We start from the raw sequence: 22,808 nt of genomic DNA on the forward strand, positions 1-22,808 counted from the left end.
CTCACCTTACGTCGTGACGGTGATTCTGCCTAGATGGTCGCCGGGATTAGACCGCGGCGAGATCGAGCGCACGTTTGCGACCCGGCAGCGGGAACCAGCGCCCATCGTGTTGGCCGACGCGGATCGGATGCGCGAAGGGGGTCGTCACGTTTTCGGTGGTCAGCACCTGTTCGGCTGGCCCGGCCTGCGAGATCCGCCCGTCTGCAATTAGTGCGGCAGGGGATGTCGTGGAGGGCAGTTCTTCGAGGTGATGCGTCACGAGAATCGAGGCCAGTCGCGGAAAGCTGTGGGTGAGCGCATCGATGGTTTCGAGGAGTTGCTCGCGCGCCGCGACATCCAGCCCGGTGCTGGGCTCGTCGAGAAGCAGCAGGTCGGGTTCGGCGATCAGTGCGCGCGCGATGAGTGCTCTGCCGCGTTCTCCTTGCGACAGCGTCGGCCACCGGTGGGCGTCCTTGCCTGCCAGCCCCATCTGTTCGATGAGTTCTGCCGCGCGTTGGGTCTGCTGCGCGGTGGGTTCCCAGCGCGGGGGAGTCTCGAGGGATCCGGTGAGGCCAGTGAGTACGACACCCCGAATCGTGAGGGGTGCGTGAAGCGGATGACGCGGGTTGACGTGCCCGATCGAGTTACCCATCGCTCGCAGTTCGACCCGGTCGAGGTGCTCAATTACATACACCCTACAAATTTGTAGGGTGTATATTGGCGCTGTGGCCGAAAATAGAAATCGCGTGGAGTCAACTACTCACAGCGAGAATGGGCAGATTGTTTTTAAGCACGCGGGAGATAACGGGTCATTCTGGGTGCATGAGGACTCCGAACCTGCGATCAGGATGTCAGACGGCCGAATTATGCCATTCTCGAAGTTCAAATCCATGCCGGGCATCTTCGATGCGATCATCATCGAAGACGTACCCAAGGAGAAGCGGCCGACTCGCCCCAAGAAATACGCGTCGAAGACTGGGGCATCTGCGCCGAAACGAGTTGGAAAGCTTCTTCAAGCACAGCAGCGAGTTGAGTTTCTTATAGATAGCCTCGGGAGTCAACGAGAGCTCGCGGAATTGCTGAATGTTTCAAGGGGTCAGCCTAGCAAGTGGCTCAAGGGTGCGGAGAGCCCTAGCGCGGACACGGGAGCGTTTCTCGTCGATCTCGACCATGTAATCGCGCGCGCGTCCCTGGTCTGGGGCGGCGAAGTGTCTAAGCGATGGCTCGTCGGTTCCGAGCCGTTCTTGGGGGGTGCGCGACCCATTGATGTGCTGCGTCAATATGGAAGCCGGGACGTGATCGACGCTTTGGATGCAGTGACTGCGGGTAGTTATTCCTGATGCTGGTATACCGCGTTTTCGGCTACGACCCGGCGGCAGCCATTGGGGGTTCAGGCCACCCAACCTATATCTTTCCTAGACAGACGACAGGTCGTTGGGACAATTACGACCAGTACAAAATTGTCTATGTTGCGGCATCCCCTGAGGGCGCGATCGCAGAAATGTTCGCACGCATTCCCGAATGGTCCGACAGTATGTTTGACGTAGGCTACCTGCCTGGCGGGAGGTTCGCACTCGCGACTTTTTCAGTGCCGGATGGAATCTCCCTTCGAGACCTCGATGACGCGAATACTTTGGTTGAAATGTCGCTTAGGCCCACACAGGTAGTAATTCAGAATCCGTCTTACACCCAAGGGCTTGCGCTGTCGATATTTCGTGAGCGCAGGAATGATGGAAGCAAGCGATGGGCTGGAATTCGCTGGTGGTCCGCTTGGAAAGCTCAGTGGCCTGTAATGGCGATCTGGATTGAACCTGGAGAGCCCTTTCCGCTCAGATTGCAGTCTGTCGAACCGCTTGACGTGGCTCATATCGCAGTGGTGGACGCCGCAAGCTCCCTCGTTCGACAGTTCGTTTCTTGACGAAGGTCGTTCAGCCAGCATCTAGCCTGCAACGCGCCTGCTGGAGGCCGAGAAGCGCGCAAAGCGGATAGCGTCACGCGCAAGTTGTCTTGATCTATTCAAAACAACTGATACGGTCGTAACCATGGAAACAGTGACGGATGCGGCGCTCGCCGACACTCTGCGAGAGGCCGGTCTGAAAGTGACCGAGTCCCGCGTCGCTGTGCTGAGCGCGCTCACCGACATCCCGCACTCGGATGCCGACACGATCTTCGGGGCTGTGCTGCCGAGTTTGCCCGGCACCTCGATCCAAGCCGTCTACGGAGTGCTGGCTGCACTCACGACGGCGGGCTTGCTGCGCAAGATCGAACCGGCAGGGTCATCCGCCCTCTATGAACGCCGCATTGGCGACAATCACCACCACATCGTGTGCACCGAATGCAGTGCCGTGCGTGACGTTGACTGCGTCGTCGGTCACGCGCCGTGCCTCGCCCCCTCCGATGCCGGTGGCTTCACTGTGCACACCGCCGAAGTGAACTTTTGGGGCGTCTGCCCCGATTGCCAGAACGTATCGATCATCCACCCCCACACAAAGGAGACATCGTGACCAAACCCACGACTACCCAGGCCGGCGCACCCATTGCGAGCGACGAACATTCGCTCACCACGGGTCCTGATGGCGTAACAGCACTCCACGACCGTTTTCTGGTCGAGAAGCTTGCGTCGTTCAACCGTGAGCGTGTGCCGGAGCGCAACCCTCACGCCAAGGGCGGTGGAGCATTTGGTGAATTCGTCGTCACCGAAGACGTCTCGCAATTCACGAAGGCCGCCGTCTTCCAAAAGGGCGCCAAGAGCGAAACCATTCTGCGTTTCTCCTCCGTCGCCGGTGAGCAGGGTTCGCCCGACACCTGGCGCGACGTTCGTGGCTTCGCACTGCGTTTCTACAGCACCGAAGGTAACTACGACATCGTCGGAAACAACACTCCCGTGTTCTTCCTCCGCGACGCCATGAAGTTCCCCGACTTCATCCACTCGCAGAAGCGCATGGGCGATTCCGGCCTGCGCAACGGCGACATGCAGTGGGACTTCTGGACCCTCTCGCCCGAAAGCGCCCACCAGGTCACGTACCTCATGGGTGACCGCGGACTCTCGAAGTCATGGCGTCACCTCAACGGCTACGGCTCGCACACCTACCAGTGGATCAACGCCGCCGGTGAGCGCTTCTGGGTGCAGTACCACTTCCACTCCCGCCAGGGCGTAGAGCTGATGGAAGCTGCGGATGCCGAGCGCATCGCCGGAGAAGACGCCGACTACTACCGTCGCGACCTCTTCGACTCCATCGCTAACGGCGACTACCCCACCTGGGATGTCTCCGTTCAGATCATGCCGTACGAAGAAGCAAAGACCTACCGCTTCAACCCCTTCGACATGACCAAGGTCTGGTCGCACAAGGACTATCCGCTGATTCCGGTCGGCCACTTCACGCTCAACCGCAATCCGGAGAGCTTCTTCGCGCAGATTGAACAGTCAGCGTTCTCGCCGTCGAACATGGTTCCCGGCACCGACATCAGCCCCGACAAGATGCTGATGGCGCGTGTGTTCTCCTACCCGGATGCCCAGCGCAACCGCATCGGAGCCAACTACAACCAGCTCCCCGTCAACCAGCCTCACGCCTCTGAAGCGCGCAACTACCAGCACGAAGGCGCCATGAACTACAAGATTGGCGACGCCGCTGACCGCGTCTACACGCCGAACTCGTTCGGTGGACCAGCAGCTCAGCCCGAGCTCGCTGGCGAAGGCGGCTGGGCAAGCGACGGCGAACTCATGCGCAGCGCCCAGACACTGCACTCTGAAGACGACGACTTCGGCCAGGCCGGAACGCTCTACCGCGATGTGTTCTCCGCAGAATCCAAGAAGCGCTTCATCGAAACCCTCACCGGCCAGGGCCGCGGCATCACCGTGCCCGAGATCCTCGAGCGCTTCTACTGGTACTGGGGCAGCGTGGATGCCGAACTCGGCGCCACCCTGCGCAAGACCGTTCCGGGCAATGGCGACACCGCCAACGAAGAAGCCGACCCCGTCGGAGTCGGCCCCGCCGAGTAACACTGCAGTGACTCGTCTGCGCTAACGCGGAGTCGAACAACGGATGCCCGGTCCCGAGTGTGGGGGCCGGGCATCCGTTCGTTAAAACAGCGCCGGCAACCGCTGGGATGCGCGAGAGCTGACGTGCGAGAGCGCTAGCCCGCGAGCGCCAGAGCCCCATCGATGATCGCAACCGCCCCGCCGACGTAGGCGATGATGACGACCGCGATGCGCGCCGCCCGGTGGCTGACGTGAGAGTTGAGCACCTCACCCAGCACCAACCCGACAATGAGCGCAGCCACAATCACGAGCCAACTCAGGGCATCCAGTTGGGGAAGAGCGCCGTCAGAGAACAGACTCTTAGTAACGAGCGATGCCGTTCCGACAACCACAAAATAGGGCTGCAGGGTTGCCGCGAATTTCACTTGAGGCCACCGCATCATCACCGCATAAATACTGATCGCGGGGCCGCCAACGCCGGCAGCAGTATTCATAAATCCGGATGCTGCGCCAGCCACGATCGCCGCCGGGCGGGCCGCCGCCACGAATGTTGTGCGCCGGATCATCAGAGTCGCCGTGAGCGCGACAATCACCAGCACGCCAATGCTTAACTGTGTGATCGGGCCCGGCAGCCGAGTGACAAGAAGCGAGCCAGGCACAATGGCGATTACTGCCGGGATGACCAGCCACGCGAAAGTGCGCCACTCAATGTTGCGCCACACGCGCGGCACAATGAGCGCCGCCGACACCACACCGCACAGATTCACGACAAGAACGCCGTCGAAGGGGCCAAGCAGGATGACGACGAGCGGTGAAGCGACGAGCGCGAAGCCCATTCCGGTGATGCGTTGCGACAGTGCCCCCACGAGAACGGAGAGCGCGACGAGAGCAAGCACTGATCAAGACTAGAGTGCTTGTCTAACCGCCGCAGACAACAGTGGCCGAACGGCGCGAACTAGAGCGTTTTGGAATAGCAGACGCTGAGGGGTTCGCCCACGTAGTCACCAAAGTTCTCGATGCGCCCGTAGCCTTCGCGCTCATAGAAGCGCATCGCGTCAGGCTGGGCTGTGCCCGTCTCCAACAGGAGCTGCGTCGCCGACTGGGCGCGGGCCCACTCTTCGAGCCCCTTGAGCACGGCAATTGAAATGCCGGTGCCTCGCTGGGCTGGCGTGACATACATGCGCTTGATCTCGAAACGGTCATTATCGAGTTCGCGAAGCCCACCACACCCGGCAGGAACGCCATCGACGTAGGCAATAAGGAACACCACTACCGAGTCAGCGGTGGGCTTTACGCCGGGTTCGCTGTCTTCGGTTCCGTAGCGCGCAGTGAGTTCAGCCCGCTGCGCGGAACGAAGCATTACGGAGTCAGCGTGCTCAAACGGAACGCTACGGAGTTCAAGTTCGTAAGTGTCTTCCACGTCAGAATCCTAGTGTGCGCGGCTGACTATGCCTCCCAGATTTTGCGAGAGCACAGCTAGAGGGTGCAGACTTCGAATCATGGAGAATGCGAACGGCATCGTGCCGAGCGTTGGCGGCGGGCCGATCAGTGACCACGCCGTGCCGGTCGCGATGAAAGCCTCAGTTCACGCATTCGACGAGGCGGTTCAGGCTGTTCGTGCAGGTGAGTTCGATGTGGATGCCGCCTCCGACCAACTCATTAGCCTTCTGACCGAAAAAGAACTGCTCGGTTTGCTCGACGGAGACTCCCCGCGTCGCCTCTTACCCTTCATTCCTGCCCTCCTCGGGCGACGACCGTTCGTGGCCGGTGCGGTGTCGCGGCTCGGCATCCCGGGCATCCGGTTCAGCGACGGTGCTCGTGGTGTTGTGATCGGTGCCGCTACCGCGTTCCCGGTGACGATGGCGCGAGCAGCAACGTGGGATCCGGCCCTCGAAGAGCGGGTCGGGGCGGCGATCGGCGCCGAGACGCGCGCGAGGGGCGCCAACTACTCTGCCTCGGTGTGCGTGAACTTGCTGCGGCATCCGGCCTGGGGCCGCGCGCAGGAGTGCTACGGCGAAGATCCGGTGCTGGTCGGGCAGATGGGCTCGGCCCTCACTCGCGGTGTTCGGGTGCACACGATGGCGTGTGTGAAACACTTCGCGCTCAACTCGATGGAGAACGAGCGTTTCGAGGTCGACGTCGCCGTCGATGACCACGCGCTGCATGAGGTGTATTTGCCCCACTTCAAAGCGGTGGTGGATGCCGGAGCCGACTCCGTGATGAGTGCCTATAACAAGGTGCGTGGCGAATACATGGACGTCAATCGCGCCCTACTGACAGATGTGCTGCGAGACGAATGGGGTTTTACCGGATTCGTAACAAGCGACTGGGTATTCGGCACTCATGATGCGGTCGGGAGTCTGCAGGCCGGAATGGACATCGAGATGCCGCTACGGATGCTGCGAGCGCGCGCGCTGCCTGCCGCACTTCGTCGTGGGGAGCTTGACCGCGCGACAGTAGTGCAGGCGGCGCACCGCATCCTGCGGACCAGCGTTCTTCATGCGGCAACGCGGGAGAAGCAGGAGCCGAAGGTGACCGTCATCGCCTCCGCCGAGCATCGGGCCCTTGCGCTCCAAGCCGCCGCAGAATCGATCGTGCTGCTCAAGAACGATGCCGTCGGCGAGGCACCGCTGCTTCCGCTGGCTCCCGGCACACGGCGGCTCGCCGTCATCGGCCGCCTCGCTGACGAAGCGAACCTGGGCGATCACGGCTCCTCGCGGGTTCGTCCGCCGTCCACCGTCTCCCCGCTGCAAGGATTGCGCGAAGCGTTCCCGGATGCGCAGATTACGACCGACAACGGCACGAACGAGAGCGCTGCAGCCGAGCTCGCGGCGCAGGCAGAAACCGCTGTCGTTGTCGTGGGCCTCGACCAGCACGACGAGGGTGAGTCTGTCGTCACCGGCGGAGTCGACGTCGGGGTGCTGGGCCGCGCGTTCAACTCTGGCTTATCGCGGCGCCTCTTCATCGGGCTCGCTCACCTCGCGGCGCGGTTTGTGCGGGGCGGCGATAGGAGCTCGCTTGAGCTTCGACCATCCGACGCCAGTCTCATCCGGGCCGTTACCGAGGCCAACCCCCGCACCGTTGTGGTGCTGGTCGGCGGAAGCGCGATCTTGACCGAGGAGTGGCGGGATCGCGTTCCCGCCCTTGTTCTTGCGTGGTACGGCGGGATGGAGGGCGGGCACGCGCTCGCGAGCATGCTCACAGGAGACATCGAACCTGGAGGGCGCCTGCCCTTTGTCATACCGCGAGACGTGGCACATTTGCCGCCGTTCGATAGCGCAGCGAAGGCGGTCGTCTACGACGATAAATGGGGCCAGCGACACCTGGATGGTCAGGGCATTGCTCCCGCGTTCCCCCTCGGTTTCGGCTTGGGCTACACGACCATGACGCACGAACTTCTCGACCACACCTTCACCGAATCGGGTGGAACCGCTCGCGTTCTCGTGACCAATACGGGCGACCGCGACGGATCCACCGTCGTGCAGCTCTACGCCGCCGATCTGTCGGCCGGGCATCCGGTGGCCCAGCTCGTGGGGTTTCAGAAAGTGACGGTGCCGCGCGGGGAGAGCACGACCGTGCAGATCGGACTCGACGCGGGACCGACGTTGCAGCGTGACCCGAGCACCCGGCAGTGGCACCCCCGAGCGGGTGACTGGGCGCTGATCGTCGCTCAACACAGCCCTTCACACTGGACCGGAGCAGTGCCGTTGCGAACCGCTGACGGCTAACTGTCGGCGTCGATCGCCGACGCCTAACGCCTAACGCCTAACGCCTAACGCCAAACGGATTGCGGCTGCGACTACCCTGCGACTCTGTCTACTCGCGGGGCAGGGCGTCGATTCGCACGCGCAGCGCATCGTCGTTGCGCAGCACTGCCCGAATCAGTCGGCGCCCCTCCCAGCGGATCGAGGCGAGCGTTTGGTCGGGCCTCAACACGAGCTCTCCTTCAGAAGACGCGTACCGTTTCTGCAGGTCTTCCAACTCCTCTGCTCTCAGCAGCGCCACCGTGCTGTTATCGGTGGGATCAGTGAGCCGAACGAGGGCGGATTCTCCCCGGAGGTCGCTCGCTACCAATTGTCGTTCGCTGGCGGAGAGAATGGATTTTTGAGCAGCACGAGTCACGACGATCGGACGGCTCGGGCCGTCAAGCAAGCCAGCGAGAACGTCTGCCGCGGCATCCGGTCGGCCCGTGCTTTTCGCCGCCGATTTCATCCGTTGCAGGCGCCCAGGCTCGGTCAAGATTTGGTCGATCTTCCAGCCGAGGGTGGTGACGTTGTTGCAGCGAACCGCGGCACCCTGTTCCAGCAGGTAGTCACCGTTGCGAACTTCTTGCCCCGGGATGGGGTTCACCAGCACCATGGGCAACCCTGCTGCCATGCATTCGGAGGCGGATAGCCCACCCGGTTTGCCCACGAACAGGTCGGCGCTCCTCAGCAAGGCGGGCATCTCTGTCGTAAACCCGAGCACAGTGAAACGATCATCGGTGCCGACGAGCTTCTCAATGCCCCGTCGAGTCTCCTCGTTGTGCCCACAGACCACGGTCGCTGTGAACGCCGAGCGCATGTGCAGCGTCTGCCGTACCGTCGCGATCGCGTAATCTCCGCCTGCGGCGCCGGCAGAGATCACGATGTGGGGGATGTCGTGGGCGGCGCGGTCTGGTTCGGCATCCGAATATCTACTGATCGGGATGCCGGTGGCTGCCACACGATCGGGCGGAAGTCCGAGCGCTATCAGCTCGATCTTGCCTTCCTCGCGCGCCAGATTAAACGAGTGGAACGCGCTCGTCAGCCAGAGACCTTGAGGATCATAATCGGTCGTCACAACCGCGGTTTTGGCATCAATGACTCCGCGCATGAGGAGTGTGGCCATGAGCTGGGCGGGAAGAAAGTGTGTGCTGACGATTGCGGTCGGCTGGAAGCGTTTGATCGCGCGGATCACGGGAAGCGAGTTGGCTTGGGTCCACGGGTCGATCGGTCCCCTTCGCCAAAATGGTGCATCGCTGACGTCATAGGCCCAGTCGAGCAGCCACGGCAGACCCTTCGCGAGCACGAAATAGCCTTTGCCCACCACGTCACGGTAGAGAGCGCTGCTGACCTGCAAGACGTCGAGCACTTGCACTTCAGCGATCTCGGTGCGGGTCGCGCAGGCTTGGTGCACTGCCGCAGCGGCGCTGTTATGGCCCGAGCCGACGCCGGCGGACAGGATCAGTACCCGCTCTCCTCCGGTCACGGGAAGCTGAGGGCGGCGCTTCACGGGCATGGGGGAATGATAGCCGAACCGGGTGCGGGCGGGCCGGTTGTGCGCGCGTGAATCCCGCGGTAGTTATTTACACCCAATGGTGATCGTTGGTCGCCGCGCGGGCCGCTTTCGCGAATCCCTCAAACCGTTCGCGCTCCACGACGTCATACATTTCAGCCGCAATGGATGCCTCGAGTCGGTCGATCTGCTCAGACACCGCCGCGGACTGCTCGGGGCGTTGCGCGCGGTATCCCACTTCTTGCAGCAGTTGGAACAAGCGCTCAACTACCCCGGGGTCGCTCGCGCCGTAGCGGCGCGGCTGCGTCATGGCGATATCGAGCAGGCTCACAAAGTCGTGGGTCTTGATGATCACTCGCACCAGATCGTCGTCGTCGCTGAGCCCTGTCGATTGCACGGGCATGTCGGCGATCGAGCAGAGGGTCGCCGAAATATGGCCGAGCGTGTGAACGGCAGTCGTCGGGTCGTTCACTCCCGGTGAGAGCGCCCGTGACGCGATATCGACGAGTTGCCGAATGCCAAAACCAATATCTTGGCTAGCGGTGCGTTCGTAGGCGAGGCCGATAGCGCTCGCTAGGGGGCCGTTGATTTCGGCGCGTTCGTCGTCATCCACGTGGCGGAGGGGGTCGCGTGGCCACCAGCGCGCAATGGGGGTTCCGCTGACCACATGGTGCCCGACCGGGTGCTCTTCTCGCACCACAATGTCGTGCTTGATGGCGAGCGTGAGAAGTCGCGAGCGGTCGATCGAACGAATGAACCCTGAGCGTGTTGCGAGGCTCAGCTCGAGTCGCTCGGCTGGCGGCCACTCGGGTAGGTCGACTTCGCCGGTAGCCATAGTGGATGACACGAGCTCGATGGTCTTGCTGGTTTCGACGTACACCTGACGCATGGTGGTCTCAATGCGCAGTTGCCGCGCGAGGTGTGCCAAGAAGAGCGTCAGCATGACAACGCTCGCCAAAGTCAGGAGCGAAGCTAAGGTCACTGCGAGTCGCGGCACGAGGGGGTCAATGGTGTCTGAGCCATCTTGAACGGTGCGCAGAACGGTGAGGGCGTAAGCGAAGGTGCCGACGAAGACCGCGAGGGTCCAGTGCACGGTGCGGTCTTTCAGGAAGGTGCGCAGTACGCGCGGCGATGCTTGGCTGCTCGCGAGCTGCAGTGCAACAACGGTGAGGGAGAAAGTCAACGACGTTGCCGTGATGAGGGAGCCCGAGATGGCGGAGAGCACTGAACGGGCACTCTCCGGGCCGCCCGCAAAGAGCAACCGTTCGAGAGTCACGGGCAATGATGAGTCGATTGCGCGGTCGATGAGCGGGATGACAATTCCCAAAGCCACCGCGAGTGCGATTGAAATGGTGGGGAGGGGCCACAGTTCGGCGGCGACTCCTTCGCGCACTGTGGCAGCCCAGCGACGCAAAGAGTTTCGTCGTGCACTGTGAGTTGCTTGATCGCCCACGCTGTCCCTCTCGTGTTGTCGCCGACGTTGATCACGTCAGTAAACCACGTCACGCCATCACGTCAGGCAATGCCCCAGCGCCTGCCTCTAGGGTGGAACAACGCGAATGAAAGGAAATCACTCGAGTGTTCGAATGGAAATCGTGGCTGGGCCTTGCCCTCGCTGTGGTGATTGCGCTGGTTGCTGTTGTGGTCGTGGTGGGAGTGATCTCGCTCATTGTGCGCGGAATCGCCCGATTGCGACCAGGGGTTTATGAAACGCTTGCACCCTTGCGTCGACGCTTGAGGGTGCTGCTCGCGCTTCTCGCTATCTGGGTCGCGATCTCTATTACGCTGCCCGTTCAGGATCTCCGCGACGTCACCAACGGTGTCTTCCGCGTCTTAGTGATTGCTGCAAGTGGCTGGGTGCTCATTGCGGTCATCAACCTGCTGCTCAATCGTGCTCTGCACCGCTACCCGATTGACGTTCCCGACAATCGTGCCGCTCGCCGCATCCGCACTCAGGTTCAACTCATTCGGCGCGTCTTGGCTGCCGTCATCGTCATCGTTACTGTTGGTGCGATCCTCTTGACTCTCCCCGGCGCACAGGCTCTGGGGGCTAGCGTGCTGGCTTCCGCCGGCCTCGTCAGCGTCGTCGCCGGTATCGCCGCCCAATCCGCTCTCGCTAACGTTTTTGCGGGAATGCAGCTCGCCTTCAGCGACGCCATCCGAGTGGATGATGTTGTGATCGCCGACGGCGAATGGGGTCGTATCGAAGAGATCACTCTCACCTACATCGTCGTGAGCATTTGGGATCAGCGCCGCCTCGTGCTGCCTTCCACCTACTTCACGACCACGCCATTCCAGAACTGGACCCGCAACGCCACCGAGCTGCTCGGCGAGGTCAACTTCGACCTCGACTGGCGAGTCAGCATCGACCAGATGCGCACGCAACTGAAGAAGATCGTTGCCGAATCCGACCTGTGGGATGGCCGCACCGCCAACATCCAAGTCGTCGACACCACCGGTGGTTTCGTTCGGGTTCGGGTTCTTATCAGTGCCGCAGATTCGGGCGCCCAATGGGATCTCCGCACGCACGTGCGTGAAGAGATGGTCGAGTGGTTGCAGTCGAAGAACCCCGCAGCGCTGCCTCGCACCCGCGTGCTCATGGTCGAAAACGAGGCGCGTGCGCGCAGCAAGGGCTCCTCTGAACCTCAAGACCGCGGGCTCTTTAGCGGTAGTGCCGAAGCAGATGCCCGTCGCCAGGAGTTTACGGGCGCCATTCCCGTGCAAGAGAATGGTCGGGACAACATTCTTGATGTTGCCGAGTCGGATCCGGAAGACCCGCACGACCCCCTCGACAAGCGCAGTACCCACGATAAGGACTAGTACCGCATGCCCGCAGTCGACAGTGCTGTCAGCTCCTCTCCACTGAGTTCACGCAGTTGGGGGCTTGTGCCCGCAGCGCTGTTGAGCGGATCAGCGGTGCTGATGTTCTCGCTCAGGCTCACGCTTCTTGGCTACCTCGTGGTCGCTATCGCGCTCGCTGCAGCGTGGTTCACCGATCGCAACAAGCACACTGAGGGCTTGGCGAAGGACCTGTTTCTGATTGCGGTCGGAATGGTCATCGTCTCCACGGTGTCGGTCGCCGCCGACATCAGCTGGGGCAACTTCTTTCTTCTCGGGTTTGTGCTGGCGGCCGCCGTAGCTGTGCCCTACGCTCTGTCGCGGTTTGTGTTCAAAGACCGACTTATTCGCTTTCCGTGGCGGGGCGGATGGCCGTGGAACCGTGTTCAGTGGGGCTACTTGTTTCTCGTGCTCTTTCTTGGCTGGCTCATTTTGCCGTTCTACTTCATCACGAGCGGGGTCTACCTCAACTGGCCCATTGTCACGACGCCCGACGAGATCGGCCGCCTCTTTGTTGGAGTGAACGCGGTCGGCACCTGGGATGAGTTGTTCTTCATCCTCACCGTATTCGTGCTCTTCCGCAGGCACTTCCCCGTGTGGCAGGCCAACCTGCTGCAGATGGTGATCTTTGTGTCGTTCCTGTGGGAACTCGGCTACCAGTCGTGGGGCCCGCTGCTCACTATCCCGTTCGCCCTCCTGCAGGGCTGGATCTTCTCCACCACAAAGTCGCTCGTCTATGTACTGAGCGTGCACCTACTCTTCGATGCTGTCGTGTTCCTCGTCATTGTGCACGCCAGAAACCCGGGAGTGATTCCGTTCTTCCTGCTCTAGAACGACGCTAGTCTTTGCCGCCGGGAGGCCCAACTGTGATCAGCACGACATAGAGCGCGACAACGGCGGCAATGATGACGCTCGCGAGCAGCACCGGGTGGTTGAGCGCCCAGCGCATCGTGCGGTCAATCCAGCCAGCATCACGCGGATGCTCAGAAGCTTCTTTGCGCCAGTCACCGTTCAGGCGACCCGAACGTGCAAGCCACAGCTCAACCGGAATCGTGGCGTAGGGGATCACAGCGCTACCGATAGTGAGAACGGCGGTGCCGACGCTCCAACGCTGGTTCACCGTCAACAACACGGCAGTGGCACCGTACGCGAGGAAGACGAAACCGTGGATGGCCCCACCGATCGACACCGCGACATCCAGCCCCGCCGTAGCGCGCAAGATGAGGCCGGTGATCAGGAGGGTCCAGGTGACCGCTTCAGCGAATGCCAGTACGCGAAACAGTGACTTCGGTGTTGCAAACATCAGGCTGAACTTTCGGAGTTAGGCGTTGGCCATCAACGAGCTAATCGCGCTCGTGAAGAACGTGAGACCGTCGGTGCCCGAACGCATTGCGACGCGAGTGTCTGGACCAAAGCCAGGCTCGGTGGCGTGCTCCGGATGCGGCATCAAGCCAACAACATTGCCGCGAGCATTCGAAATGCCGGCAATGTCATTCGCTGAACCGTTGGGGTTGACCTCGAGGTAGCGGAACACAACCTGGCCTTCACCCTCAAGGCGATCAAGAGTGGCCTGGTCGGCAATGTAGCCGCCCTCACCGTTCTTCAACGGGATGATGATCTCTTCGTCTTCTTTGAAGCCGTTGCTCCAAGCGGTGTCAACATTCTCGACACGCAGTTTCTGGTCGCGGCACACAAAGTCACCGTGGTCGTTGCGCACGAGACCACCGGGAAGAAGGTGCGACTCCACCAAAATCTGAAAACCGTTGCAAATGCCGAGCACCGGCATTCCGCCGTTCGCAGCCGCGATGACCTCGCTCATGATGGGCGAGTGGGCTGCGATTGCGCCGGCACGAAGGTAGTCGCCGTAGCTGAACCCGCCCGGCAGAACAATGGCATCCACATTTTTGAGGTCGTGGTCGCCGTGCCACAGGGCTACCGGCTCGCCGCCACCCAGCTTGACCGCACGCTGAGCGTCACGGTCGTCGAGCGAACCCGGGAAGGTGATGACTCCGATGCGCACTATGCGCCCTGAGCGTCGTCGGCGGAACGAGCCTCGCCGACATAAATCACATCTTCGATCACCGTGTTGGCCAGAAGATCGTTGGCGATCTCCCGGGCCTCAGCCAGCAGCTCATCAGTGATCGGACCCTCAACGGTGAGCTCAAATCGCTTACCGATGCGCACCGAAGTGAACTCGTTCTTGTCGAGACGGACGAGGGCGCCGGCTACAGCCTTGCCCTGAGGATCGAGGATTTCAGCCTTGGGCATTACCTCGACGACGATTGTTGGCACCGAATCACTCCATGATTTCGCGCGGGAAGATGCCCTCAGTCTAGCGGAGCGCGACGGTGCGCCAGACTGTACCCATGGACATCGATCGCGCAGTGCAATCCCGCATCGTCAGAACCCTCGTGGCGGGCCAGGTGCTCGCCGGTCTCGGTCTGGGTGCGACCGTTGCTGTTGGCGCGATTCTGGCCGCGGACCTGGGCGGCGAGACGCTGTCTGGTGCGGCAGCAACATCCAGCACTCTCGGTGCAGCGCTCGTCTCAATTCCGCTGGCGCGACTCGCTCAACGCTGGGGGCGGCGACCCGCACTGGCCTTGGGTGCCGGTGTCGCGGCTGGTGGTTCGCTCATCACTGTTCTTGCCGTGGGCCTCGCCTTTTTTCCGCTGCTCATTCTGGGTTTCGCGATGCTCGGCGTGGGAACGGCCGTTGGTCTTCAGGCGCGCTTTGCGGCGACGGATGTTGCGGCTGCCGAACATCGCGGCCGCGACCTGTCGCTCGTCGTGTGGTCCACCACGATCGGTGCCGTCGCGGGCCCCAACCTGATTGGTCCAGGCGAAGCTATTGCGCAGTGGTTGTCACTGCCCACAAACACAGGATCGTTCGCCTTTGCGATTGCAGCCCAGCTCGCAGCTATGGCGCTGTACCTCGTGGCGTTGCGGCCCGATCCGCTCACCCTCGCTCGCAATCGCCCTGTCGACAGCGCGGTTGCTGCGGATGCCGGAATAGTGCGCGGTCGAGGCCCGTTGGTCTTCGCGATCGCTGCCATCGCGATTAGCCACGCGGTGATGGTCTCGATTATGGCGATGACGCCAGTGCACCTCAGTCATCACGGAGCGAGCCTCACGATCATCGGCTTCACGATCAGCCTGCACATCGCCGGTATGTACGCGCTCTCTCCCGTGTTCGGTTGGGCAAGTGACCGTTTTGGCCGCATTCCCACGATCCTTATCGGGCAGGGATTCTTCGCGGCATCCGTTTTCGTCGTCGCACTCGGACAACTCAGCAATGCGGCCGTCACCGTCGGGCTTGTGTTGCTCGGCCTCGGCTGGAGCGCATCAACCGTGGCAGGCTCAGCCCTCGTCGCCGACCTCGCCACCGGAAAGACGAAGCTGCGGATTCAGGGACGCAGCGACACGATCATGAGCCTCGCTGGTGCGTTCGGTGGAGGCTTCGCCGGGCCGATTCTCGCGATCGTTGGCTACGCCGGGCTCGCGTGGGGTGCAGGAATTCTTGTGCTGATTGTTGCCGCTGGCGCGCTCGTCGTCTGGCGCAGCGCCTCCGTTGCCGCAGCCGAGAAGCTGCTGCTGAGCGACGTCGCAGGGCCCGCGTCATAACAAAGGCCTCTCCGCGCAGTGCGCAGAGAGGCCTCGTCAAGAATTCGCGAGAATGCGATTACTGCTGAAGAGCAGCCTGAAGGTCGAAGTTCAGGGTTACATCTTCGCCGAGGAGTACGCCACCGGTTTCGAGAGCGGCGTTGTAGTTGACGCCGAAGTCGGTGCGGTTGATGACGGTGCTTGCGCTCGCTGCGGCGATGGTCTGGCCGTAGGGGTTCGTGGCGATTCCGCCGAACTCGCCCTTGAGGGTGATGGGCTTGGTGACTCCGCGAAGCGTGAGGTCGCCTTCAATCGTGAGGTCGTCGCCGTCGATTGCGATCGAGGTCGACGTGAAAGTGGTGGTGGGGAACTGCTCGACGTTGAAGAAGTCGTTGGTGCGCAGGTGACCATCGCGGTCTGCCTGGTTGGTGTTGATCGTCGCCATGTCGATCTCTGCCGTCACCGAGTTCTCGGCGGGGTTCTCTGACGTGACGATGGTGCCGCTAAAGCCGTCGAACGTGCCGCGGACCTTGCTGATCATGAGGTGCTTGACCGTGAACGACACGGTGGAGTGGGTGGGGTCGAGCTGCCAAGTACCAGCGACAAAGTTGGTGTGGGTGTCAAGTGAAGTAGTCATGTGTTCGTGAACTACGGGGCGGGTGCGCTTATTCCTCAAAACGGGACTAGTTTTCTGAGAATGCACCGAGTGCGACGGGGTGCAAATGGGCGAGCATCCGCCCCACAATAAGTCAGCGACAGTCGCTAGGCTCGCAGTATGGATATCACCGGACTCGACGAATTTCTTGAGCAGAACGACTTCTCGGGCACGGTCCTCATTAAGCGGGGTAACGCGACCGTCTTTGAGGCGGTTGCCGGCAAGGCCAGCCAGCGCTGGGACGTGCCGAACACAACAGACACTCGATTCGATTCCAGCTCAATCACGAAACTCTTCACGAGCGTGGCAGCGCTGCAACAGGTGTCGAAGAATGACCTCGATCTCGAAACATCCATTCATCACTATGTTGACCTCGCCGACACCGAGATTGACCCTGCTGTCACTCTCCTGCACGTGCTCACCCACACGAGTGGCATTGCGGATGACGTGGATGAAGAAGAAGGCGAAAGCTACGCCGACCTGTGGGCTGAGTTCCCGACGTACACGATTCTTGAGCCCAGCGATCAGCTGCCCACCTTTGTGAATAAGGAGCCGCTCGCTGATCCCGGCGTCGAGTGCGTGTACACCAACGCAGGCTATGTGCTCGCGGGTCTCGCGATCGAGAAGGTCACCAAGACGGGCTACCGCCAGTACATTTTCGACGAGGTCTTCGCGCCCGCGGGCATGACGGATTCGGGTTTTTATGACCGTCGGGATGCCGCGCCGCGCGTTGCCGAAGGCTGGGACTACATCGACGGCCGCTGGGTTTCCAATATCTACAGCGCCCCGCCCATTGGTTTGCCCGATGGCGGAGCCCACGTCACCGCCGCAGACCTCATCCGTTTCATTCAGGCGGTGCGCAATGGCGAACTTCTCGATAGCGAGTTCACGGAAGAGTTCCTCACCCCTCAAGTGCAGTACGACGATGAGACCTGGTACGGATTCGGACTCGAGTTCGACATGAACGACGACGGAACTGTGCGCAGCTACTTTGCGGATGGGGTCAGCCCCGGAGCGTCGGGAATCGTGCGTCACTATCTCGACGACGGGCTCGACGTTGTAGTGCTGTCGAACTCTGAAGAGGGCGCGTGGCCGGTCATCCGCGAGATCGACGAACGCCTCGGCGGTTAGCTCGCGGCGCTCACCCGAATCTGGTTGGCCCACGGGTCATCGAAACTGACCGTCTGGCCATCGTGACGCAACTGGATGCCGTGGTGCGTCATCCGTTCGCCTAGCTCGCCGAGATCATCAAGGCTTGGCACGGTGATGTCGACTTGGGCCAACCCGAGAGCGGGCAGGCGCGGACCAGCACCGCTCGAGTTCCACGTGTTCATGGCCATGTGGTGGTGGTAGCCGCCAGCGCTGACGAATACGGCGCTACCGGGAATCTCCGTGGTCGCTTCGAAGCCGAGTTGGTTGACGTAGAACTCCCGCGCAGTGCGCACGTCGCCCACTTGAAGGTGCACGTGACCGACGCGTGCCCCACCGATGACGGGTTGCTCGACTGCACTCTCGGTGAGGTTCTCGTGCAAAAACGTGTTGGGGTCGAGATAGAGCGTGCTCATCTCGACGGTGCCGTGAACCCAGCTCCACTCGGTGCGGTCGCGATCCCAGTACAGTTCGACGCCATTGCCTTCGGGGTCGGTGAAATAGAATGCCTTGCTCACGAGGTGGTCTGAGCTGCCGGTGAACGTCTGGGGGTAGCGAGTGGCGACCGAGTAGACGGATGCCGCAAGCGCTTCTTCCGTATCGAACAGGATGGCCGTGTGAAAGAGTCCGGCATCGCGAGGGCTCGCATGCTTGAGTGCCGGCGAATGCTTGAGGATCACGACGGGTGTGGTGCCGCGACCGAGCACGACGGTGTCGGATGACTCGCTGAGCACTGTCAGCGCCACGGCATCCCGGTAGTACGCGGTGAGAGCGTCAAGGTTAGCGACGCTGAGAGTCACAGCGCCCATGGCGGTGTCGGCGGCAAGGAGGTCGGTCATGTCGGATATAACCTCGCCACCGAGCGCGGTATTCCTCCGCGATCTAGGCGGCGCTCAGGCCCTTGCTCTCAGCGAGCGAGCGCAAGCCGGCAGCCAATCGCGAGACACCTTCGTTGAAGATTTCGTCGCGACCGTTCGAGCCGTACATGACGCGGATGTAGCCTTCGCCCGCGTCGCCGAACCAGGTGCCGGGGGAGACGCCCAGTTGCTGAGTGCTCACCAAATGCTTGACCACTTCGATCGAAGTGCCGAGCTCGGCAATGTTGACCCAGTGGTAGAAGCCGCCCTCGGGCATCGACGCTCCGACGCCCGGAATTCCGTGGAGGGCATCGAAGATGGCGTTGCGGCGCTGGTTGTAGATGACGAACCACTCGTCGGTGTAGGCCGGATTCTCGTAGGCAGCGGCGACGCCATACTGGGCGAAGGTGTTGGTCGGGCCGACGTAGTTGAAGGTCGCAATCTTCAGCAGGGGCATGATCTCTGCTGGTGCAACGAGGTAACCGACCCGGAAACCGGTAAGCCCCAGGTCTTTCGAGGTTCCGAATACGGTGAGGGTGCGTTCGCGCATGCCGGGCAGCGTCGCGAAGTTCACATAGTCTGCGCCGTCGTAGACCTGACGTTCAAAGTCTTGATCAACAATGACGCCGAGGTCGAACTCTTCGGCGAGAGCTGCCAGCTCCAACAGGTTTTCGCGCGTGTATACCGTGCCGGTGGGGTTGTTGGGGTTGGTGATCACGATCGCACGGGTGCGTTCCGTGATGCGCGAGCGGAATTCATCCATCCGCAGGGCGAAGCCATCTTCTGCGTAGGTCGGAACCTGAACGCAGACCGCACCCATCTGGTGGATGTCGTTGATGTTTTCAGCGAAGCCGGGGCTCGTCACGAGCACTTCGTCACCGTGGCCCGGGCGGATACAGATACGAATCGAGAGAAAGAGGGTGAAGGCTGAGCTTGGCCCCACCATCAGTTCTGTTTCGGGGTCGATCTCCATGCCATTGAAGTCACGAAGCTTGTTGACGAGAGCGGTCTTGAGCCGAGGCTCGGCGTAGCCGTTGTCGAGTGAGTAGTGAGTCTTGCCATCATCGAGAGCCTGCTTGGTGGCATCGATCACGTGGTCAGGAAGGCACTTGTCTGGTGCAAAGGGGTCGGCGCCCATCATCATGATTCGACGCTCAGGGTCGAGCCCCGCATAGAGGGAAAAGTCGGGGGCGGCGAGGTCTCGCCACGAATCATCGATGCGCACGGAATTACTTTCTGTTGGAGCTACGGAGGGCAGTTAGTCGTCGATGCCGAGAATGTGGCTCAGCGGCGAGGTGTCTTCGACGCGCCCGAGGCTGATCATCGCTTCTACCCGCTGGAGCCCGGGAACGGCCCCCAATTTCTCGAGCAAAAGGTTTTGAAGTTCAGCGTGATCTTTGAGCCGAAAGCGCGCCATCATGTCGTAAGTGCCACTGAGAATCAGAATCTCGGTGAGCGAGGGGATGGTTTGCAGCGCCTCGACGACGCTGGGCATTTTGGCATCGGAGGTGATCTTGATGGGGATCACGACGAGCATGGGGCGGCCCATGGCCGACCAGTCCATCTCGATACTGCGCCGGCGGATGACACCCGTGCGCTCAAGACGCGCGACTCGTTCTCCCACGCTCGGCGCCGACATCCCGACCATCGCGCCGAGACTGCGCAACGAGATGCTGGAGTCTTCGTGCAAATGGCGGATGAGCTGCAGATCGATTGTGTCGAGCTCAACCTGGGGTGTGCTCTTCTGCAGCAGGTCGATAATCGTCGTCGGCTCAGCCATTCTGGGCAAAGCCGTTCGCTTCGAGGTTGTTGAGCAAATCGAGCGTGAACTGGATGTGGGTGAGGTAGTCCTCGAGGTAGCCGTGTTCGTTGTAGCCGTGCATGTTTCCCTCCGGTCGCAGTGTTCCGGTGGGCGAGATGAGGGGAGCCCCCAGATGCTCAAGGAAAAATGCTCCTGGACCGGAACCCGTCATCACATCGTAGATGACGGGTTCTGCCTCGAAAGCTTTCGTGGCGGCCTCGAGCACGGAGACGGCGAATGGCGTGTCTACCGGCGAGAATGCGGGCTGCATGGTGCGGATGAGCTCGATCTGAATGTCGGGCGCGGTCGAGCTGAAGTGGGTCTTCAAGGTGTCAAAGCAGGCGCGCGGATCCATGCCGGGAACGAGCCCAAAGCGCACCCGTGCCGTGCAGCTTGCGGGGATGCTCTGGCGAACACTTGAGTCGAGGTCGAAGCCCGACAGGCTCATTGACGGGCGGAAAATGAAGTTCTCTTTGAGCCGGGCCGCGGGGAGACCTTGCAGCGGGCTCACGCCGGGAAGGCTAATGGCGTCAATCGGCAGCGACAGCTCTTGAGTGCGTTTCTTCGCCGCGGCATCGGGAGTGATTGCGGAGTCAGTGAAGCCGGGCACCGCAATCGCACCCTCGTCGTCGACAAGCGACGTAATCGCCTTCATCATCTCGAGCGGCGCTGAACGCAGAATCTGCGAATACGAGGGGTGCTGGTTGGAAGCCAAGATGTTCAGGCTCAGACTGATCTCCATGCCGCCGCGGCATCCGAAACCAACCGCGGGGCGACCGTCGTCTTCGCGAAGGTAGCTTTCCCACAGCACGGCGTCGGAGCTGAGGCGTTCGGCATTCTCGGCGAGCACTGTTTCGAGGCCGGGGCTACCGATCTCTTCACAGGGGTCGGCGAGGTAGATCATGCTGTAGGGCAGGCCATCGGGGTGATCTTCGATGAAGAGTTCGAGCGCACGAAGGCGGCTCGTGACATCCGCTTTATCATCGCAGGCACCGCGAGCCCACATCGCACCGTCGCGAATCTCTGACTCGAAGGGGCCCGAGATCCACTGGTCGAGGTCGCCGGCAGGCTGCACGTCGTAGTGGTTGTAGAGCATGAGCGTTTTGTCGCTCGCTCCGGGGAAGTAGGCGACGACGACCGGCCCGTATTCGGGAATCTCGATGCGTTCGACGCGCTCGCTGAGCTGGCGGAGTCTCTGCTCCAGCCAGTCAGCGGCAGCCTCGATTGCGTCACGGTCGCCTGCCACGGAGGGGAAGCGACAGAATTCCTGCCATTCGCGGATGCTCTGCTCGCGAGCGGCATCAATACGGGGGTCGCGCACGCTTAGACTCCTCGCGAAATCGCTACGGGGGTGAGCTCGTACGGGTAGTCCGTGATGAGCTCGGCACCATCCTCGGTGACGAGAACGATGTCTTCGAGGCGAACGCCGCCGAAACCTTGGCGGTAGCAGCCGGGCTCGATGGCGATCACGTCACCGGCAACGAGTACGGCATCGTTCTGGCCGAGACCGGGAGCTTCGTGAACTTCGAGGCCGATTCCGTGGCCGAGGCTGTGGAAGTAGCCCTCGGTGAGAACTTCACCTGGCTTTTTGGTGAGTTGAGTGGGGAAGCCAGCGTTGCTGATCGGCTCACACGAGATACGGTGCAGCTCGGCAACGGGAAGGCCGGGGCGAATCGCCGCGAGGGTGTTGTCGAATGCTTCTTTGACGATGCGCCAGTACGTTTCGAGCTCTTCGTTGATCTCGCCCTTGACGAAGGTGCGGGTCATGTCGGAGTTGCCGCCCGATGCGGTGTCGCGCGGGCAAATATCAACGGTGACGGGCTCGCCCTCAAAGATCTGGCCCGAGCCAGCGTGGTGACCGATGCAGGTCTGTTCGCCGTGCGCGACGATGAGGCCAGCATCTTCGCAGCCGTTGCGCAAGAAGGCGGCGCGGATGCCCGTCTTCAAGTCTTCACACGTGAGGGGCTTGCCGTCGATGAGCAATCCGCCATCGGCGCCGACCGTTGCCGCTTCCATCTGGGTCGCGACGTGCGCAACGCCTGCTTCGGCGGCGATCTGCGCACGGCGCATGCCGGCGAGTTCTGCTGGCGATTTCACGCGGCGACGCATCTCGAAGAGGTCGTTATCGACGGTCAACTCGATCCCCGCTGCGCGGAGGTGGTCGGCGACGCCGAGCGGGAAGGTGGAGGGAACGCTCGCGCTCGTCACGCCGGTGCGCTTGCACGCCTCAACTAAGCAGTCGAGCTCGGCGAGGTCGGGGCCCTGTCCGGAGGCACGCAAGTCATCGAAGCCGAGTTCTTCGAGTGGGAAGACGGTCATGTTGTCGACGTCGCGCATCCGGGCGGCCTCAAGCGACTTGATGGCGGTGTACCGCTTGCCGTCAACCTCAATGTAGAGGAACGGGTCGTGCACCTCGTGGGTGATTACGTGTCGCATGTCTGCGGACATCGTGCTCGAAAACATGAGGATTGGCGCGCTCGTCATCGTCTCTACTTCTTTCTTTGCTCGGTGCGGCTGCATGCCGTCTTGGCGAAACCTTACGGCATCGCGCTGAAAGCAATGATAGGCCATGTGTCGTTTTTGTAAATTGTTTGTAAGGCAGCTAGGCAATGCAACCTAACAACGCGATAACATTGTGGCACTTTACTTTAGGTTGCAGATTTTCACGCCTAATGTAATTCCAACGCCCGGCGCA

At 61.6% G+C, this 22,808-nt stretch carries 23 protein-coding genes; 9 read left to right on the forward strand and 14 right to left on the reverse strand.

What is annotated here, in order from left to right; all coding sequences use genetic code 11:
• Positions 1-46 precede the first annotated feature (46 nt).
• Entirely contained in the window at positions 47-673 is a 627-nt protein-coding gene (locus AACZ26_RS02225) for an ATP-binding cassette domain-containing protein (protein WP_339618769.1), read from the reverse strand.
• A gap of 196 nt (positions 674-869) precedes the next feature.
• On the opposite strand from AACZ26_RS02225, the gene AACZ26_RS02230 reads away from it, so the two are divergent.
• The 4 genes from AACZ26_RS02230 to AACZ26_RS02245 all read left to right on the forward strand — a co-directional run bounded on the left by AACZ26_RS02230 (position 870) and on the right by AACZ26_RS02245 (position 3,979).
• Positions 870-1,319, forward strand: coding sequence for an antitoxin Xre/MbcA/ParS toxin-binding domain-containing protein (locus AACZ26_RS02230; protein WP_339618770.1), 450 nt, complete (start codon positions 870-872; stop codon positions 1,317-1,319).
• Positions 1,319-1,897 carry an RES domain-containing protein gene (locus AACZ26_RS02235; RefSeq protein ID WP_339618771.1) on the forward strand — a complete coding sequence of 193 codons (579 nt, stop codon included), beginning with the start codon at positions 1,319-1,321 and terminating at the stop codon, positions 1,895-1,897. The genes AACZ26_RS02230 and AACZ26_RS02235 overlap by 1 nt, the downstream gene beginning before the upstream one ends.
• Before the next feature lie 124 nt (positions 1,898-2,021).
• On the forward strand, positions 2,022-2,483 hold the full coding sequence (locus tag AACZ26_RS02240) for a Fur family transcriptional regulator (protein WP_339618772.1): 462 nt from the start codon (positions 2,022-2,024) through the stop codon (positions 2,481-2,483).
• Entirely contained in the window at positions 2,480-3,979 is a 1,500-nt protein-coding gene (locus AACZ26_RS02245) for a catalase (protein ID WP_339618773.1), read from the forward strand. The genes AACZ26_RS02240 and AACZ26_RS02245 overlap by 4 nt, the downstream gene beginning before the upstream one ends.
• A 134-nt stretch (positions 3,980-4,113) precedes the next feature.
• Here the strand turns inward: AACZ26_RS02245 and AACZ26_RS02250 are convergent, their stop codons facing one another.
• Both AACZ26_RS02250 and AACZ26_RS02255 read right to left on the reverse strand, forming a co-directional pair.
• Positions 4,114-4,854: a sulfite exporter TauE/SafE family protein gene (locus AACZ26_RS02250; protein WP_339618774.1), complete on the reverse strand. Its 741-nt coding sequence runs from the start codon at positions 4,852-4,854 to the stop codon at positions 4,114-4,116.
• A gap of 59 nt (positions 4,855-4,913) precedes the next feature.
• Complete coding sequence (locus AACZ26_RS02255) at positions 4,914-5,378, reverse strand: GNAT family N-acetyltransferase (RefSeq protein WP_339618775.1); 465 nt, start codon at positions 5,376-5,378, stop codon at positions 4,914-4,916.
• 79 nt (positions 5,379-5,457) lie between these two features.
• Here AACZ26_RS02255 and AACZ26_RS02260 point away from each other — a divergent pair, with 79 nt between their 5' ends.
• Positions 5,458-7,686, forward strand: a complete 2,229-nt coding sequence (locus AACZ26_RS02260) for a glycoside hydrolase family 3 C-terminal domain-containing protein (RefSeq protein WP_339618776.1) — start codon at positions 5,458-5,460, stop codon at positions 7,684-7,686.
• Between the two features lie 88 nt (positions 7,687-7,774).
• Here the strand turns inward: AACZ26_RS02260 and AACZ26_RS02265 are convergent, their stop codons facing one another.
• Positions 7,775-9,217 carry a glycosyltransferase gene (locus tag AACZ26_RS02265; protein WP_339618777.1) on the reverse strand — a complete coding sequence of 481 codons (1,443 nt, stop codon included), beginning with the start codon at positions 9,215-9,217 and terminating at the stop codon, positions 7,775-7,777.
• Between the two features lie 67 nt (positions 9,218-9,284).
• Positions 9,285-10,667: a DUF2254 domain-containing protein gene (locus tag AACZ26_RS02270; protein ID WP_339618778.1), complete on the reverse strand. Its 1,383-nt coding sequence runs from the start codon at positions 10,665-10,667 to the stop codon at positions 9,285-9,287.
• Positions 10,668-10,792: 125 nt separating this feature from the next.
• On the opposite strand from AACZ26_RS02270, the gene AACZ26_RS02275 reads away from it, so the two are divergent.
• Positions 10,793-12,034 (forward strand): mechanosensitive ion channel family protein, encoded by a 1,242-nt coding sequence (locus tag AACZ26_RS02275; protein WP_100387990.1) that lies wholly within the window; start codon positions 10,793-10,795, stop codon positions 12,032-12,034.
• Between the two features lie 6 nt (positions 12,035-12,040).
• Positions 12,041-12,883: a type II CAAX prenyl endopeptidase Rce1 family protein gene (locus tag AACZ26_RS02280; RefSeq protein ID WP_100387991.1), complete on the forward strand. Its 843-nt coding sequence runs from the start codon at positions 12,041-12,043 to the stop codon at positions 12,881-12,883.
• Positions 12,884-12,890: 7 nt separating this feature from the next.
• Here AACZ26_RS02280 and AACZ26_RS02285 read toward each other — a convergent pair whose 3' ends face one another.
• Genes AACZ26_RS02285 through purS form a run of 3 tightly spaced genes read right to left on the reverse strand, consistent with a single transcriptional unit; the run spans position 12,891 to position 14,344 of the window.
• Positions 12,891-13,355, reverse strand: coding sequence for a DUF3817 domain-containing protein (locus AACZ26_RS02285; RefSeq protein WP_339618779.1), 465 nt, complete (start codon positions 13,353-13,355; stop codon positions 12,891-12,893).
• 18 nt (positions 13,356-13,373) lie between these two features.
• Positions 13,374-14,072, reverse strand: coding sequence for a phosphoribosylformylglycinamidine synthase subunit PurQ (purQ, locus tag AACZ26_RS02290; RefSeq protein WP_100387993.1), 699 nt, complete (start codon positions 14,070-14,072; stop codon positions 13,374-13,376).
• Positions 14,072-14,344, reverse strand: coding sequence for a phosphoribosylformylglycinamidine synthase subunit PurS (gene purS / locus AACZ26_RS02295; RefSeq protein ID WP_100387994.1), 273 nt, complete (start codon positions 14,342-14,344; stop codon positions 14,072-14,074). Before purS ends, purQ begins: the two co-directional genes overlap by 1 nt.
• Before the next feature lie 74 nt (positions 14,345-14,418).
• Here purS and AACZ26_RS02300 point away from each other — a divergent pair, with 74 nt between their 5' ends.
• Entirely contained in the window at positions 14,419-15,672 is a 1,254-nt protein-coding gene (locus AACZ26_RS02300) for an MFS transporter (protein WP_339618780.1), read from the forward strand.
• A 58-nt stretch (positions 15,673-15,730) separates the two neighbouring features.
• Here the strand turns inward: AACZ26_RS02300 and AACZ26_RS02305 are convergent, their stop codons facing one another.
• The gene (locus AACZ26_RS02305; protein ID WP_339618781.1) at positions 15,731-16,288 is read right to left on the reverse strand and encodes a YceI family protein; all 558 of its coding nucleotides are present in this window, start codon (positions 16,286-16,288) and stop codon (positions 15,731-15,733) included.
• Between the two features lie 138 nt (positions 16,289-16,426).
• Here AACZ26_RS02305 and AACZ26_RS02310 point away from each other — a divergent pair, with 138 nt between their 5' ends.
• Complete coding sequence (locus AACZ26_RS02310) at positions 16,427-17,437, forward strand: serine hydrolase domain-containing protein (RefSeq protein WP_339618782.1); 1,011 nt, start codon at positions 16,427-16,429, stop codon at positions 17,435-17,437.
• Here AACZ26_RS02310 and AACZ26_RS02315 read toward each other — a convergent pair.
• Genes AACZ26_RS02315 through AACZ26_RS02335 form a run of 5 tightly spaced genes read right to left on the reverse strand, consistent with a single transcriptional unit; the run spans position 17,434 to position 22,684 of the window.
• The gene (locus AACZ26_RS02315; protein ID WP_339618783.1) at positions 17,434-18,294 is read right to left on the reverse strand and encodes a VOC family protein; all 861 of its coding nucleotides are present in this window, start codon (positions 18,292-18,294) and stop codon (positions 17,434-17,436) included. The genes AACZ26_RS02310 and AACZ26_RS02315 overlap by 4 nt on opposite strands.
• 43 nt (positions 18,295-18,337) lie before the next feature.
• The gene (locus AACZ26_RS02320) at positions 18,338-19,537 is read right to left on the reverse strand and encodes a pyridoxal phosphate-dependent aminotransferase (RefSeq protein ID WP_339618784.1); all 1,200 of its coding nucleotides are present in this window, start codon (positions 19,535-19,537) and stop codon (positions 18,338-18,340) included.
• Between the two features lie 33 nt (positions 19,538-19,570).
• The gene (locus tag AACZ26_RS02325) at positions 19,571-20,092 is read right to left on the reverse strand and encodes an Lrp/AsnC family transcriptional regulator (protein WP_339618785.1); all 522 of its coding nucleotides are present in this window, start codon (positions 20,090-20,092) and stop codon (positions 19,571-19,573) included.
• Complete coding sequence (locus tag AACZ26_RS02330; protein WP_339618786.1) at positions 20,085-21,434, reverse strand: M20/M25/M40 family metallo-hydrolase; 1,350 nt, start codon at positions 21,432-21,434, stop codon at positions 20,085-20,087. The genes AACZ26_RS02325 and AACZ26_RS02330 overlap by 8 nt, the downstream gene beginning before the upstream one ends.
• Before the next feature lie 2 nt (positions 21,435-21,436).
• Complete coding sequence (locus tag AACZ26_RS02335; protein ID WP_339618787.1) at positions 21,437-22,684, reverse strand: Xaa-Pro peptidase family protein; 1,248 nt, start codon at positions 22,682-22,684, stop codon at positions 21,437-21,439.
• Positions 22,685-22,808 lie beyond the last annotated feature (124 nt).

It is taken from the genome of uncultured Salinibacterium sp. (assembly GCF_963974405.1).
Lineage (GTDB): Bacteria > Actinomycetota > Actinomycetes > Actinomycetales > Microbacteriaceae > Rhodoglobus.

What these genes read in the sequence shown, in the direction of transcription:
- AACZ26_RS02230 (WP_339618770.1), top strand. Translation starts at nt 870, where the DNA reads ATGCCGGGCATCTTCGATGCGATCATCATCGAAGACGTACCCAAGGAG.
- AACZ26_RS02235 (WP_339618771.1), top strand. Translation starts at nt 1,319, where the DNA reads ATGCTGGTATACCGCGTTTTCGGCTACGACCCGGCGGCAGCCATTGGG.
- AACZ26_RS02240 (WP_339618772.1), top strand. Translation starts at nt 2,022, where the DNA reads ATGGAAACAGTGACGGATGCGGCGCTCGCCGACACTCTGCGAGAGGCC.
- AACZ26_RS02260 (WP_339618776.1), top strand. Translation starts at nt 5,458, where the DNA reads ATGGAGAATGCGAACGGCATCGTGCCGAGCGTTGGCGGCGGGCCGATC.
- AACZ26_RS02265 (WP_339618777.1), bottom strand. Translation starts at nt 9,217, where the DNA reads ATGCCCGTGAAGCGCCGCCCTCAGCTTCCCGTGACCGGAGGAGAGCGG.
- AACZ26_RS02280 (WP_100387991.1), top strand. Translation starts at nt 12,041, where the DNA reads ATGCCCGCAGTCGACAGTGCTGTCAGCTCCTCTCCACTGAGTTCACGC.
- AACZ26_RS02285 (WP_339618779.1), bottom strand. Translation starts at nt 13,355, where the DNA reads ATGTTTGCAACACCGAAGTCACTGTTTCGCGTACTGGCATTCGCTGAA.
- AACZ26_RS02300 (WP_339618780.1), top strand. Translation starts at nt 14,419, where the DNA reads ATGGACATCGATCGCGCAGTGCAATCCCGCATCGTCAGAACCCTCGTG.
- AACZ26_RS02305 (WP_339618781.1), bottom strand. Translation starts at nt 16,288, where the DNA reads ATGACTACTTCACTTGACACCCACACCAACTTTGTCGCTGGTACTTGG.
- AACZ26_RS02310 (WP_339618782.1), top strand. Translation starts at nt 16,427, where the DNA reads ATGGATATCACCGGACTCGACGAATTTCTTGAGCAGAACGACTTCTCG.
- AACZ26_RS02315 (WP_339618783.1), bottom strand. Translation starts at nt 18,294, where the DNA reads ATGACCGACCTCCTTGCCGCCGACACCGCCATGGGCGCTGTGACTCTC.
- AACZ26_RS02325 (WP_339618785.1), bottom strand. Translation starts at nt 20,092, where the DNA reads ATGGCTGAGCCGACGACGATTATCGACCTGCTGCAGAAGAGCACACCC.
- AACZ26_RS02335 (WP_339618787.1), bottom strand. Translation starts at nt 22,684, where the DNA reads ATGGCCTATCATTGCTTTCAGCGCGATGCCGTAAGGTTTCGCCAAGAC.